General features: G+C 51.5%; 13 protein-coding genes. 1 reads left to right on the top strand and 12 read right to left on the bottom strand.

All coding sequences use genetic code 11. The features are described 5' to 3' along the window. Positions 1 to 146: 146 nt before the first annotated feature. The 5 genes from SPIRS_RS16295 to SPIRS_RS16315 form a co-directional block, all read right to left on the bottom strand. The gene (locus SPIRS_RS16295) at positions 147 to 908 is read right to left on the bottom strand and encodes a hypothetical protein (protein ID WP_013255784.1); all 762 of its coding nucleotides are present in this window, start codon (positions 906 to 908) and stop codon (positions 147 to 149) included. Continuing rightward, complete coding sequence (locus tag SPIRS_RS16300; protein WP_013255785.1) at positions 898 to 2,376, bottom strand: carboxypeptidase M32; 1,479 nt, start codon at positions 2,374 to 2,376, stop codon at positions 898 to 900. The genes SPIRS_RS16295 and SPIRS_RS16300 overlap by 11 nt, the downstream gene beginning before the upstream one ends. After that, a complete protein-coding gene (gene thrS / locus SPIRS_RS16305; protein ID WP_013255786.1) occupies positions 2,373 to 4,130 on the bottom strand; it encodes a threonine--tRNA ligase in 1,758 nt (585 codons plus the stop codon). The genes SPIRS_RS16300 and thrS overlap by 4 nt, the downstream gene beginning before the upstream one ends. Positions 4,131 to 4,505: 375 nt before the next feature. Next, positions 4,506 to 5,306 carry an alpha/beta fold hydrolase gene (locus SPIRS_RS16310; RefSeq protein WP_013255787.1) on the bottom strand — a complete coding sequence of 267 codons (801 nt, stop codon included), beginning with the start codon at positions 5,304 to 5,306 and terminating at the stop codon, positions 4,506 to 4,508. Beyond that, positions 5,303 to 5,689, bottom strand: coding sequence for a hypothetical protein (locus tag SPIRS_RS16315; protein WP_013255788.1), 387 nt, complete (start codon positions 5,687 to 5,689; stop codon positions 5,303 to 5,305). The genes SPIRS_RS16310 and SPIRS_RS16315 overlap by 4 nt, the downstream gene beginning before the upstream one ends. Before the next feature lie 112 nt (positions 5,690 to 5,801). On the opposite strand from SPIRS_RS16315, the gene SPIRS_RS16320 reads away from it, so the two are divergent. Further along, a complete protein-coding gene (locus tag SPIRS_RS16320; RefSeq protein WP_013255789.1) occupies positions 5,802 to 6,620 on the top strand; it encodes an aspartate/glutamate racemase family protein in 819 nt (272 codons plus the stop codon). Positions 6,621 to 6,659: 39 nt separating this feature from the next. Here SPIRS_RS16320 and SPIRS_RS16325 read toward each other — a convergent pair whose 3' ends face one another. The 7 genes from SPIRS_RS16325 to SPIRS_RS16355 all read right to left on the bottom strand — a co-directional run bounded on the left by SPIRS_RS16325 (position 6,660) and on the right by SPIRS_RS16355 (position 12,811). Then, positions 6,660 to 7,469 carry an HAD-IIA family hydrolase gene (locus SPIRS_RS16325; RefSeq protein ID WP_013255790.1) on the bottom strand — a complete coding sequence of 270 codons (810 nt, stop codon included), beginning with the start codon at positions 7,467 to 7,469 and terminating at the stop codon, positions 6,660 to 6,662. Continuing rightward, on the bottom strand, positions 7,462 to 8,025 hold the full coding sequence (locus SPIRS_RS16330; RefSeq protein WP_013255791.1) for a nitroreductase family protein: 564 nt from the start codon (positions 8,023 to 8,025) through the stop codon (positions 7,462 to 7,464). The genes SPIRS_RS16325 and SPIRS_RS16330 overlap by 8 nt, the downstream gene beginning before the upstream one ends. A gap of 12 nt (positions 8,026 to 8,037) precedes the next feature. After that, the gene (ispH, locus tag SPIRS_RS16335) at positions 8,038 to 8,889 is read right to left on the bottom strand and encodes a 4-hydroxy-3-methylbut-2-enyl diphosphate reductase (protein WP_013255792.1); all 852 of its coding nucleotides are present in this window, start codon (positions 8,887 to 8,889) and stop codon (positions 8,038 to 8,040) included. A gap of 55 nt (positions 8,890 to 8,944) precedes the next feature. Further along, positions 8,945 to 10,300 carry a protein translocase subunit SecF gene (secF, locus tag SPIRS_RS16340; RefSeq protein ID WP_013255793.1) on the bottom strand — a complete coding sequence of 452 codons (1,356 nt, stop codon included), beginning with the start codon at positions 10,298 to 10,300 and terminating at the stop codon, positions 8,945 to 8,947. Further along, positions 10,297 to 12,024, bottom strand: coding sequence for a protein translocase subunit SecD (gene secD / locus SPIRS_RS16345; protein ID WP_013255794.1), 1,728 nt, complete (start codon positions 12,022 to 12,024; stop codon positions 10,297 to 10,299). Before secD ends, secF begins: the two co-directional genes overlap by 4 nt. 45 nt (positions 12,025 to 12,069) lie before the next feature. Then, positions 12,070 to 12,438, bottom strand: coding sequence for a preprotein translocase subunit YajC (gene yajC / locus SPIRS_RS16350; RefSeq protein WP_013255795.1), 369 nt, complete (start codon positions 12,436 to 12,438; stop codon positions 12,070 to 12,072). A 79-nt stretch (positions 12,439 to 12,517) separates the two neighbouring features. Next, positions 12,518 to 12,811, bottom strand: coding sequence for a hypothetical protein (locus SPIRS_RS16355; protein WP_013255796.1), 294 nt, complete (start codon positions 12,809 to 12,811; stop codon positions 12,518 to 12,520). Positions 12,812 to 12,835 lie beyond the last annotated feature (24 nt).

The following is a 12,835-nucleotide window of genomic DNA, read 5'->3' on the forward strand; positions in this document are numbered from 1 at the left end:
ATTCACGCTCACGTCCTGCTCCGGGTGCATTCCCCCACAAAATGGAAAGAGAGTACGGGGAAAAAAGGTTTCCCTGCCGATCATGGAGGGTATAGTATCGTGTCCTTCCGGACCGGTCGGCTTTATACAAGACAACAATCATTGTTTCATCTATCGGCAGGCAGAGATCGAATATCAACCACAAAGCGATCGGCTTTTTTGAAAACGTAGACGCCATACTGCTCTAGCGTTCGAGCTTCGGCGGATTCAGAGAGCTCGGAGGATAGAGACCATAGTCTCAATCTTGTCATCATCCTGGCAGCGGGCGACGAAAACGGCACAGGGGCATCGACGTCTTGCGAAGTAACAAAACCTGTGGAAGGCAGAAAAAAAAGGCGGGGATCGGACCTCAGCCGACGATAGGGGATATATATCCGCCCATCATCAAGACGGAAGAGAGCGGAGCGAAGGAAGCCGCCTGACAAGAGATCAACATCAACGGTTTGTTCGGTAAGACGAATCAGGCGAAACTCGCCTAACACCCTTCCGTCGGCAAGAGGAAACCAGCCGTCAAGATCATGGTAAAGCTGAAGGCTGAAGATGAGAAGCAGGGCAAGCAGAAGAGGAAGCAGTACCTGCCACCCCAACCGAACGAGCATCCCGAGGGCAAAAACAGCAAGACAGAAAAAGAGCAGAGACTTGTCCCACAGCACCTGAGGCAGAGAAACAAAAAAGATGGCGCATAGCAACGATACGGCGGCAAGGATAAGAAGAAAGAGTGAAAGCGTAATCGAGATGTGCCCGTTTTTTCGTCCTGAAAACCGCCGCAACAAGGCCGCCGGAAGGATTCCGACGGCGCATCCGAAGAAAAAAGAGGCAAAAAAGAGCCAGGTATAAATATTTTCTGCAACAAGCGTGCTATAGCCCATACAAACCAGTATACTTCTCCTCGAGGTATCTGGCAAAGTAAGAAGCTTGTACCGGCTCTCCGCTTACCGATGTCATAAGCTCATTCGCCGTACGGGCCGCCCCATGGCGATACACCTTTTCCGTCAACCAGGAAAGCGGCACATGAAAGTGTCCTGCAGCTATCTGCTCATCAAGGTCAGAGACCTCCTTTCGCAGAGCGGCAAAAAGCTGGGCACCGTAAAGATTCCCCAGGGCATATGTAGGAAAGTAACCAAAGGCCCCTCCGGACCAATGGGTATCCTGCAGCACACCCACGGCATCTGTTTCAGGCCGGAAGCCCAGAAGCTCTTCACTGAGGGTGTTCCACGCCTCGGGAAGATCACGTAAAGACAGATCTCCAGAAAGCATCTTTCGCTCAAGCCGATAGCGCAGAACAATATGCAATCCATAGGTGACCTCATCGGCCTCCGTACGAATATCCGAGGGCCTCACCTTATTCACGGCAAGCAAAAAACGCTCAAACGGAACGGAAGAGAGATTTTCGGGGAAAATCTCCTGCAATCTGGGATAAAAATAACGCCAGAAGGCAGCACTTCTTCCGATGATATTCTCCCAGGTTCGTGACTGCGATTCGTGGATTCCGTGACTGCTGCCCTGCCCCAGGATAGTGCCGACATACGAGGGAGCAACCCCCTGCTCATAGAGGGCATGACCGGTCTCATGGATTGTTCCGAAAATGGCCGTTTTGAATGCCCCCTCATCATACTTCGTGGTTATACGAATATCGTCGTCACCGGGACGGATGGTAAAGGGATGCACGGATTCGGCAATCGTTCCGCGGGAAAAATCAAAGCCCATCGCTTCGGATACCTCACGGGAAAAACGACGCTGCCCCTCCTCGGGATAGTGGAGGAAGAGAAAACTATCGTCGACAGCTTTTTTATCGAGAATCCTGGCCAGTAAGGAGGAAAGAAAGGAGCTCATCTCGTCGAAAAGACGGTCAACGGTGGAACTTTTCATCCAGGGCTCATACTCATCCAAAAGTGCATCATATCGATCATCTTCCCAGCCGATGGCGTCGGCCTTTTCCCGAGTCAGCTTCAAGAGCTCTTCAAGGTAGGGCCGAAAGGCTTCATAGTTGTTCTCCTGTTTGGCATGACGCCAGGCAAGCTGGCCTGTGGTCTGTTGTTTGGCCAATTCCGTCACCAGCCGCCGGGGAAGCCTCACTGCCCGATCGTGCTCCCTCCGCAGCATTCTGACCAGCGGGTCGGAGGTATCAGCCCCTTCGAGAAGCGAAGCCATTTCCTCTCCGGCTACCCTGTCGTGAACCATTCCTTCGATAAGCGATATCTGCTCGGCACGACCGGTGACCGCCTTTGGCGGCATACCGGTCTCCTGGTCCCAGGATAGAAGCTGAGCGATCGAATCAAGGTTTCTGATTTCTCGATCCAGGTCTTGCAACTGTGTATATGGTTCATTATGGGTCATACATTTTCCTTTGAAGCGATAATCTTCAGGGTCTGAGCGATAAACTCATCAAGGGCAAGACCATTAACCTGTTCGCCGTTTCGTTTTCTCACCGATACGCTTCGGCTTTCCTGTTCCTTTTCACCCAGAATCAGCATGTAGGGGATCTTCTCTTTCTGGGCATTGCGTATCTTTGCATTCATTCTGCTGTCCGAAAGATCGACATCCGCACGAAGGTCATGGCGGCGAAGCTCGGTTTCAACCGATTTTGCATACGCTTCAAAGGCAGGAGCCACGGGAATCACCTGGACCTGGACAGGAGAAAGCCAGACAGGAAAGGCCCCGCCGTAGTGCTCAATCAGCACCCCAAAAAAGCGCTCAATAGAGCCAAGTAAGGCACGATGCACCATGTAGGGCTGCTTTTCCTTGCCGTCATGATCGACAAAGGTCATGCCGAAGCGCTTGGGTTCGTTGAAGTCGAACTGAACCGTTGAGAGTTGCCACGAACGGCCGAGGGCATCTTTTACCTTCAAATCGATCTTCGGACCATAGAAGGCACCGCCTCCTTCATCAACCTCGTATGCAAGCCCCTCGGCCTCAATTGCCTTTTGCAGTGACGCTTCGGCCAGTTTCCACTGTTCCGGATCGCCCACAGCCTTTTCGGGCCTGGTGGAGAGATAGGCCTGAATATCGCTAAACCCGAAGGCTCGCAGCATATGGAGGCTAAAGCGCAGCACCTCCAGGATTTCGTCCTCCACCTGTTCAGGGGTGCAAAAGATGTGGGCATCGTCCTGGGTAAAGCCCCTTACCCGCATGAGACCGTGAAGGGTTCCGGACTTTTCATAGCGATAGACGGTACCGAGTTCCGCCCAGCGAAAGGGCAGTTCACGATAAGAGTGCTTATTGGTTTTATAGATCATGATATGGAAGGGACAGTTCATCGGCTTGGCATAGTAGTTGGCCTTATCCATCACCATCTCGGGATACATCCCCTCGGCATAAAAATCGAGGTGTCCAGAGGTCTCCCATAGCCAGGATTTTCCGACATGAGGGGTATAGAGCAGCTCATAACCGTTCTTAAAGTGCTCATCCTTCCAAAAGGTTTCGATCTGGTGCCTGATTCTGGCCCCCTTGGGGTGCCAATAGACCAATCCCGGACCGGCCTCCTCGTGAAGGCTGAAAAGATCGAGTTCCCTTCCCAGTTTTCGATGATCCCGCTTTTCCATCTCTTCCAAATGCTTCAGATAGAGACGAAGCTCCTTGGGATTCTCCCAGGCGGTTCCGTAGATACGGGTAAGCATGGGGTTGGTTTCCTTCCCGCGCCAATAAGCCCCGGCAATGGAAAGGAGCTTAAAGGCCTCGGCATTCAGATCGGCGGTATTTTCCACATGGGGTCCCCGGCAGAGATCGGTAAAGCTATCCTGCGAATAGAGGGACACCTCTTCACCTTCGGGAATCGCCTTCAAAAGTTCGACCTTGTACTGCTCGCCCTTACCGCTGAAGAGTTTTTCAGCCTCTTCCCGACTAATGACCTTTCGCTGAAAGGGATGCTTTCCCTTGATGATATCCTTCATTTTGGCTGATATCTTCTCAAGATCATCGTTTGCCAAAGGTTTTGGAAAGTCGAAATCATAGTAAAAGCCGTTTTCAATGGCGGGGCCGATAGCCACTTTTGTTCCGGGGAAAAGATCCACGACAGCCTCGGCCATAACATGGGCCATAGAGTGGCGAATTCTGTGCAGTTTTTCTTCCTGGGATAATCCTTGCAACGACATATAATCCTCCTGTATAGCGATAAAAAAACCCCGAACTTCACGCCCCTTCCTGCATGCAGGTAAGGACGAAAAGCCCGGGGCCCTTCGCGGTTCCACCTTACTTCCGTTTCGATCTTTTTCACTTCGATCAAAACGGCACTTCATTGATCCGTTAACGCCGGAAATACGGCAGAACATACTTGAAGAGAATCTACAGACCCCTTCGTTCCGTCTGCGGCTCAGGAGGGGTTTTCACGAAGGACCGACAGGAACCTTTCAGCCGGCGGGCAATAACAATATACCCGACAGGGTCCCCTCTCTATAGGTCAAGCCACTTTCGCTACTCGTCTCCATCAACGCCTTATGTATAGAATATGCTGTTTTCTCCGCCGACTGTCAAGAAGAAGGATCGAGGGAGGCGAGAAAGGGGCTTACAAAGCGAAAAAAGGCATCGGGATTGTCGACCTGGACCCAATGGCCGGCATTGGGGACCTCGATAAAACGAGCCGAGGGGAACAGTGACAGGGCCGCTTTTCGCTGCCCGTCGTTCAGATACGAAGAGCGCTCTCCGGCGAGAAAAAGTACAGGCAGGGACGAGGGGGCCGCACCCTCCCCTACCGAAGCGGCGATATCATCGAGATGGGTCCTGATCGAAGCAAGGTTCAAACGCCAGAAAAAATGCCCATCCTTGTCCCGGCGCAGATTCTGAAGGAGAAAGGTACGTACCCGCCGGTCCCCAATGGATGCGGCCAGCCTTTGATCAGCCTCTCCCCTGCCGTGTATGCCCCCAAGATCCAGAGAGCCCAGGGCCTCAACAATGGTGGTAAAACGGTGTTGGTAAGCGTCGGGGCCGATATCCGCGACAACAAGGCCACGAACGAGGGAGGGATAATCGAAGGCCAGTTGCATAACGACCTTTCCCCCCATGGAGTGGCCGAGAAACATGGCCTGTTCGATGCCCAGAGCCCTACAGGTTTCGGCAACATCGGCGGCCATGACCTGATAATCAAGGGCCTCTTCATGGCCGCTCTCTCCGTGATTACGGAGATCGAGGGTATAGACATCGCGTAGATCAGAAAGCCGCTCTGCCATCCGTCTCCAGTTTATCCCCGCGCCAAAGAGTCCGTGCACAATAATCAAAGAGCAGCGAGCACAAGAAGAATCGGAACAGGGATATTGTACATGAGAGAGGATCACGAATTGCCAGCCTTTCGGGACCAGACAGCGGCAAAGGCATTGGGAGCATTACGATTCATGTTCGAGATCCGTTCCTCCTTTTCCTCCAGTCGAAGAAGAAGCGATCCAAACAATAGCCCCTTTTTCGGCACCAGCTGCAGGACAGCATCATCGGAAAAGCTTAACAGCTCAAGCCCGGTAATCGGATTGGCACTCACAAAGAACCACCCACCGGACATAAGAAAGATAAGCCAACGCTTTCCCCTGAATACACCACCGGAAGCAGCGAGGAGTTCACCATCGGAAGGAAGCACCTGGGTAAGATGCCGATATTCCAATCGGTGTCTGAAAGAGTCGTAGAGTCCAAGTTGGCTCAAACGTTCTGCAAGATATAATCCATCCATCTCCTCATCCTACGATTCATCGTTCACAGGGTCAAGGAAGAGAGACACTTGTATCGCTTTGCAGATGGCGATATTCTTCCTCCCAGAGAAAAAAACGGAAAGGAGAGCCGTCATGCAGGAAGGATCAGCAAACAAACGAGGAGCCATCATCATAGGGGGAGGAGTCGGTCCCATGGCCGGCGTGAAGCTACACGAAAAGATCATCACTTTCACCATCACTGACGGAAGCGACCAGGACCATCTGGATCTGATCCACCTCTCACGATCACGACTCATTCCTGACCGTACCCGGTTTCTTCACGACCTTCAGGGGCCCAATCCCGGCACGGTCATGGCAGAACTTGTCGCATCTGCGGTAACAGCATTTCAGCGTCCGGAGGATCAGATGCCTGTGTCTCTGGCAGCAGGGGTTCCCTGCAATACCTTTCATGCGCCACTAGTTTGGAACGCCTTTACAAAACAACTTGAGCAGTTACACGCTGCCGTCAAGCCAGTTCACATGCTCGACCAGACGGTTGAAGAGCTTAGGCAGCGATTTGCCCCGGGGGCACATGTCGGCATTCTCTCGACCATCGGGACAAAGGAAAGCGGGGTATGGAGAAATGCGATCCAAGAGGCCGGCTTTATTCCTCTCGAAACCGACCAGATGTGGACAGAGAAGGTTCATGGGGCGATCTACGACCACAGCTGGGGTCTTAAGGCAAAAAGTCCGGCCTCCGGGAAGGCAAAGGCAATGCTACAGGAAGCGACAGAATACCTCATTAATAAAGGGGCCGATGCTATCATTCTCGGTTGTACCGAAATTCCCCTTGCACTCCGGGAAGGGCCTTTTCGAAACGTGATGCTGGTGGACCCGGTAAGCTCCCTTGCGCGGGCGCTTATTAGGACGGCAGGAGCAAAGAGCAGCCCCTTTCTCAAGGCCTCTTATTAGTATACATAGTGTCCGGAATCGTGGTGGTAAACGAAGAGATCAGGAAGCTATGGCTCCTACCCCCTCCAAAATATGATGCGGGCGATAGGCAAAGCTTTCGGCTCTCGAAAGATCGGTCACTCCGCTAAGCACGAGAACCGTCTCTATTTCGCTCTCAAGCCCCGATTTAATGTCGGTATCCATTCTGTCCCCTATAATAACCGTCTCTTCCCTGCGCGATTCAAGCCGTTTAAGCGCACTGCGCATCATCAAGGGGTTGGGCTTTCCGATAAAATAGGGTTCAGCCTCGGCTGCAAGAGCAATGGGGGTAATGAGGGCACCTGTGGCTGGCGCGATTCCCCGCTCGGTAGGCCCGGTCAAATCGGGATTTGTGCCGATCAATCGAGCCCCACCCCGCACCAAAGAGACCGCATGAAACAGTGTCTCGGTGTTGTAGTTCCGGCTCTCGCCAACGACAACATAATCGGGATTAATATCATTCATGGCATAACCGACCTCGTAAAGCGCATTGATCAGTCCTGCTTCTCCAATCACATAAGCGGAACCTTCGGGCTTCTGCGAGGCAAGAAAGCTTGCGGTTGCCAGAGCGCTGGTATAAAAATGCTCAGGACCAACATCAACCCCCATCCTCGCAAGCTTCTGATGCAACTCCTTGGGGGAACGCTCACTCGAATTGGTAAGAAAAAGAAAGCGTTTGTTCTCCCGTTGCAACCAGGTAATAAAGCGATCGGCTCCATCGAGAAGCCTATTCCCATGGTACAAAACACCATCCATATCACAAATAAAGGCAGATTTGGTCCGAATCCGTTCAAGACTATCCTGCAGCGTATCAATCGCCTCGTCACTCATCGAAATACCATCCGTTTTTTGAAACAAGATCTTCCACGGCTCTTCGCTCCTGTCTGCTTGACTCCAAAACAAGATGTTTTTCCGAAAGATGGCTGTCGTCTCCGGGATAGCCCACAACCACAATGGTGATCAAAATGTGCGATTCGGGTATCTTGAGCCCCTTTTTCAGCTGGGTGTCGGAGAAACCCGCTATGGGATGGGCCACAAGCCCCTCGGCCACAGCCTGAAGCTGAAGATTCATAACAGCCATTCCCGTATCAAAAAGCGCATAGCTTCTTCGATCTTCCAAATCGCAATCGAAGGTGGGATCCGTCACAGCAAGAAGGTACAAGGGAGCCTTCTTTGCCCAGTAGTTTCCTCCGGAAAGGGACTGTCTCACCACAGATAGTGCAGGCTCCTCATCAGCGATAACAAAACGCCAGGGTTGTTTATTGGCGCAGGAAGGGGCAAGAAGTGCGGCCCTCGCAATCCGTCGCTTCACATCCTCGGGCACGCCCTGTTCACCGATGGCACGGAACGCCCGTCTCTTTTCAATTTCACTAACGATTTCTGCCATGATATCCATCCTTCAGAGCGCCTTTAAAGCAGCCTCTACGTCAAAAATAATATCATCCGGAGTAGAAGCCCCGGCCGTAATCCCGATGCTCCGGTAATCCGCCATTTCTGACACGATCCCACGAGCATCCTCAATATGCCATGCCCGAGAGACAAGTCGCAAGGCGGCCTCATATAATCGGCGTGTATTTGAACTGTTTTTTCCACCGACGACCACAATTGCCTCCACCTCGGAGGCAAGTTCCTCCAAAGCCTTTTGTCGCGTGGCAGTAGCAGGACAAATTGTGTTGTACCGAGCAAAGGAAAATCCTCGCTCATCACAACGCTTTTCAAGAAGAGAAGATATTTCTTCAAAAAGAGGCAGGGAAAAGGTAGTCTGGCTTATCAAAAGCACAGGTCCGGAGGGCTCAAAGGATTCCACATCCATCCGGTTGTTGAGAACCGTAACCCCCTCTCCATAGCTGCTTACCGCAATCACTTCCCCGTGCTCCCGGTCACCGGTCATACAGACCGTTTCTCCTCTTTTACAATAGTCGTGAACGATCTTCTGGGATTTTCCGACGCGGGGGCAGGTACCGTCGTACACTGCATATCCGGCTTGCCTCACCTGGTCGGAAACACTTTTTGGCACACCGTGGGCCCGGAAGACGACCCGATCACCGTCCTGCAGTTCCTCAAGGCTGTGAACAACGACGACACCGCGCCTTGCTAAGGAATCAAGTACGATGGAGTTATGAATAATGGGACCGAAGGTAACAACACGCCCATCCCCTTTCTCGGCAAGGGCCTTTTCAACAAGATCGAGAGCGCGGCGTACACCAAAACAGAAACCCATTGTTTTTGAAAGTACAATCTTACGATTCATCGTTTTCAATATACAAAAAAAAGCCCGCCCCGACAGGAGCGGACCATCATTTACGCTATTTTTTCCGTTTTTGCTGTCGTTTACCTTTCAGCTTTCTATCGGCCTTTGGGATCTCAACCGGTCCGGAAACAAGTTCGGACGATTCCTCACCCGCAGTCGAAGATTCGACCGACAGTGCGGCGCCTCCCTTTGTCCCGGAAGCCGGGGCATGAGAACCAAGCTTTTTAGCCTTTCGCTTATCCGAAGCCCGGGTGATTCCAAGTAACACAGGACTGGCGATAAAGATCGAAGAATAGGTACCGACCACAATACCGACAATCAAATTGAGGGCAAAATCCTTAATTGCACCCGTACCGAAAAAGTAAAGGGCGAGAACAGCCAACAAGGTTGTGAGACTGGTCATCAAGGTTCTGCTCAAAGACTGTGTAATACTGGTATCGATAATCACATCCATGGGCCGGTCCTTCATCAAGCCCATATTTTCACGAATCCGGTCGAAAACGACGATCGTGTCGTTAAGAGAGTAACCGACAATGGTAAGAACCGCCGCTATGGTGGTCGTCGAGACCTCCAGCCTGAACACACCGATAAAGCCAAGCATGATCAGAACATCATGGACCAAGGCGGTAATCGACGAGATGGCGAATCCGAACCGAAACCTGACCCAAATATAAACGAGAATAAGTACCAGGGCAAGAATCGTCAAACTAACAGACTGGCTTGCAAGATCCTGGCTGAACCGGGGGCCGACATAATCGGACTGCTTTACCACGGCAGTACCATCGCCAAAGGCCTTTTCGAGGTCTAAAACAATCTTCTTTTCGTAGGCATCCTTATTTCCACCCGCCGGATCGGCGATTCTCAGCAGGAATTCCTGACGGGAAGGATCCCCGACTACCTGGACCTGAGGATTATCAAAGGTGGCTAAAGCATCTCGAATCTGATTTATTTCAACGGCCGACTCAGTGCCATCCGGGGAAACATTGACTCCCTGCGCCTCAGTCGAAAGCGAGAGGGGAAAATCAAGACCCGTAGCAATGGTCGAGGGCCGGGCGGAAGGCCGCTGTGCAGAGGCGGTAATACCGTCTATGCCGTTCAACACATCCGCAAGAGCCTGAATGGTCGAATAATCGGCAAGAGGAAACCGATGCTTTGTGACCCCCTCATCACCACGAACCTCCAGAACTGCGGTACCACTGTTGATATCGAGGGTGGCCGCCCCGGAACCGGTATACGAAAGCGTAAAACCCACAGGAGCAATCTGTACCCGCTGGCTTAATCCCGCCTGAAAATCAATACCAAGATTAAAACCGCCCAAGGAAATCGTGCCGACAATACCGGCAAGAATCAGGGACAGGGAGACTACAAACATGAGGTACCGTATTTTGGTAAATCGTACTACTTTGGTCATCTGATCCTCCAGCCGATACTCAGTTTTTTCACCTTCAGTTGCTCAATGCCGAAGTCGAAGATGAGTCTGGAGACGAACAAAGCGGTAAACATGGAACTGACAATACCGACAGCCAAGGTGTTTGCAAAACCCTGAACAGGCCCGCTACCAAGCTGACTGAGGACCAATGCAGCGATAAAGGTTGTAATATTGGCATCCATGATGGTCCAGAACGCCTTTCTGAAACCCGCTTTGGCCGAAGCCTCCGGCGTCTTTCCAAGACGATACTCTTCTTTGATACGCTCAAAGATAATAACATTGGCGTCGACCGCCATACCAACCGTCAGAATCAAACCGGCGATACTGGTAAGGGTAAGGGTAAGGTTAAAGGCCGAAAGGATCGACACCATGATGACCAGGTTCAAAATCAAGGCAATATCGGAAACAATCCCGGCAACCTGATAATACAGAAGCATGAAAATAATGACCAGGATAAAACTCAAGGTAATGGCCTTCAAACCTTGACGAACCGAGTCCTCACCAAGACTTGCGCCGACGGCCTGCTGGTTGTTGATTTTCAAATCAACCGGCATTGCCGCTGTTCTCAGAACCAGGGCGAGATCGTTTGCCTCTTTTCGGTCAAAGCCGCTCATCTGGACACGCTCACGAATCGGCTCGTTGATTACCGCCATCGATTTGACCTTGTCATCCATTAAAATGGCAAGCGTCCCTTTCTGGTTTGTGCTTGTCAACTGAAAGAAGATCTCGCCACCCTCCTGATCAAGGGTAAAATTGATGACAGGCTTGCCTGTAACAGGATGATTTCCAACGGTCGCATTCTGGATGTGACTCCCGTCAAGGCCGACTTCTTCGCGAACAACAACCCAGCGCCTTAGCTGATCGATACCGTAACTATCTTTTTCATAGAATCCGCGAACAATATAGCCGGCCGGAACAAAATCGGGAGTAATGACATGCCCCTGATCATCGTAGGCCTTTGTGGGATTCTGCTGAAAGTACTGCACGACCTTCTGGCTCAGTTCCTGATCGACAATATGGAAACTTAAGGAGCCCTTACCCATGAGGAACGAGTTTACTCGCTCGGGATCGGCCGCACCGGGAATATCTATATTGATCTGGTTCGTTCCCTGCTGACGAATCTGAGGCTCGGTCACACCAAATTTGTCGATTCGGTTGTTGAGGATCTCCATGGCCCGCTGTACAGCCTGGTTTTGATCATCCACCGTTGGGGGATGTCCGAGACGCTTCTCAAGGCTGTCGAGATCGGCTTCGAGCAGGATACTCATACCGCCGGAAAGGTCGAGGCCGAGTTGCAAGACCGACCCGCCCTCATCTTTCAGATCAAACAACTTGGTCCGATAGTATCCTTCGATTGCTGAGAAAGCCGCCTCTTCGGTATTAAACCCCTTCAAAAGGGTTGAGACTGTCCATTTAGACGGAAGGTCCCTGCCGTCGAGCTTGTAGTGCTCCTTAGCAATCGGTATCAGATAAGCATATTTTTCGGGAACAGCGTCCGAACCGGACGCCGCGACCAGGGATTTCAATTCTCCAACAGCTTTTGCCGCCTGGCCTCTGGCATAAGCCTGAATCTGCTGCTTGCTTCCGGCTGCGAGTTCTTTCTGCGCCTGCGGAACCATAAAGTACCACTCGAACGTGGGGTACAGAAAGACCCCGCATACGACAAGTACCAGCAGCACAATGAATAAACGTGAACGTTTGCTCATACGTTAAACTCCGGTAGGGATTTGTCTTTTTGACAGGGAAAGGTCTTAGGCGTCCTTCTTGGATGAAGAGGCCTCTTCCTTACCCTGTTCAACTACTGTAGATATCGCACTCTTGGTAAACTCGAGCTTGGTATTATCGTCCACCTTCAAAACAACGGTCTGATCCTTGACGGAAACAACAGTTCCGCGAATTCCGCCGATACTGACCACCCGGTCTCCCTTCTTTAAGGCCTCAAGCATCCGTTTTGCATCTTTCTGCTTCTTATTCTGAGGACGAATGATCAAAAAGTAGAAAATCAGAATAACGAGCCCAAAAGTGACGAATGTCGTCATCATCTGTCCGGAACCACCGCTGGCTGCGGCACCCTCCGGAGCTCCCATCAATATGGGTAAATTAGCTAACATCTCCATCATAGAAAACGCACCTTTTCATGTTGATTTCGAAAAAACGTACCACGGATACTCAGCTGAGTCAAGAATGGCCTACGAGAACTCATATTCTTGAGACCTTCGTAACCCCTTCCGGAACCGAAAAGACTCCGAGCAAGCGCTTCATATCATCGATACCCTCAAGATGAGCCCCGCTGACACGGTTATAAGCATCCACGACCAGTTTCATCGAATCCCGGTCATCGTCATACAGAGCCATGCGAAAAGCCGCACGGAACAACCCCTGTTCGCTAAGCTGGGCCGCGGAAAGCTTCGAATAGTGTCTGGCGGTCCTGGAATCGATTAAAGCGGTATCGCCCTGATATCCGATGGAAAACACAAAATCATCTCTTTTCATTGTTCTCTGTTCCCTCTATTAAAC

Origin of the sequence: Sediminispirochaeta smaragdinae DSM 11293, assembly GCF_000143985.1 — a bacterium.
Lineage (GTDB): Bacteria > Spirochaetota > Spirochaetia > DSM-16054 > Sediminispirochaetaceae > Sediminispirochaeta > Sediminispirochaeta smaragdinae.

Coding starts and splice junctions, on each gene's coding strand:
- SPIRS_RS16295 (WP_013255784.1), bottom strand. CDS start 908: ATGGGCTATAGCACGCTTGTTGCAGAAAATATTTATACCTGGCTCTTT.
- SPIRS_RS16300 (WP_013255785.1), bottom strand. CDS start 2,376: ATGACCCATAATGAACCATATACACAGTTGCAAGACCTGGATCGAGAA.
- thrS (WP_013255786.1), bottom strand. CDS start 4,130: ATGTCGTTGCAAGGATTATCCCAGGAAGAAAAACTGCACAGAATTCGC.
- SPIRS_RS16315 (WP_013255788.1), bottom strand. CDS start 5,689: ATGGATGGATTATATCTTGCAGAACGTTTGAGCCAACTTGGACTCTAC.
- SPIRS_RS16320 (WP_013255789.1), top strand. CDS start 5,802: ATGCAGGAAGGATCAGCAAACAAACGAGGAGCCATCATCATAGGGGGA.
- SPIRS_RS16325 (WP_013255790.1), bottom strand. CDS start 7,469: ATGAGTGACGAGGCGATTGATACGCTGCAGGATAGTCTTGAACGGATT.
- SPIRS_RS16330 (WP_013255791.1), bottom strand. CDS start 8,025: ATGGCAGAAATCGTTAGTGAAATTGAAAAGAGACGGGCGTTCCGTGCC.
- ispH (WP_013255792.1), bottom strand. CDS start 8,889: ATGAATCGTAAGATTGTACTTTCAAAAACAATGGGTTTCTGTTTTGGT.
- secF (WP_013255793.1), bottom strand. CDS start 10,300: ATGACCAAAGTAGTACGATTTACCAAAATACGGTACCTCATGTTTGTA.
- secD (WP_013255794.1), bottom strand. CDS start 12,024: ATGAGCAAACGTTCACGTTTATTCATTGTGCTGCTGGTACTTGTCGTA.
- yajC (WP_013255795.1), bottom strand. CDS start 12,438: ATGATGGAGATGTTAGCTAATTTACCCATATTGATGGGAGCTCCGGAG.
- SPIRS_RS16355 (WP_013255796.1), bottom strand. CDS start 12,811: ATGAAAAGAGATGATTTTGTGTTTTCCATCGGATATCAGGGCGATACC.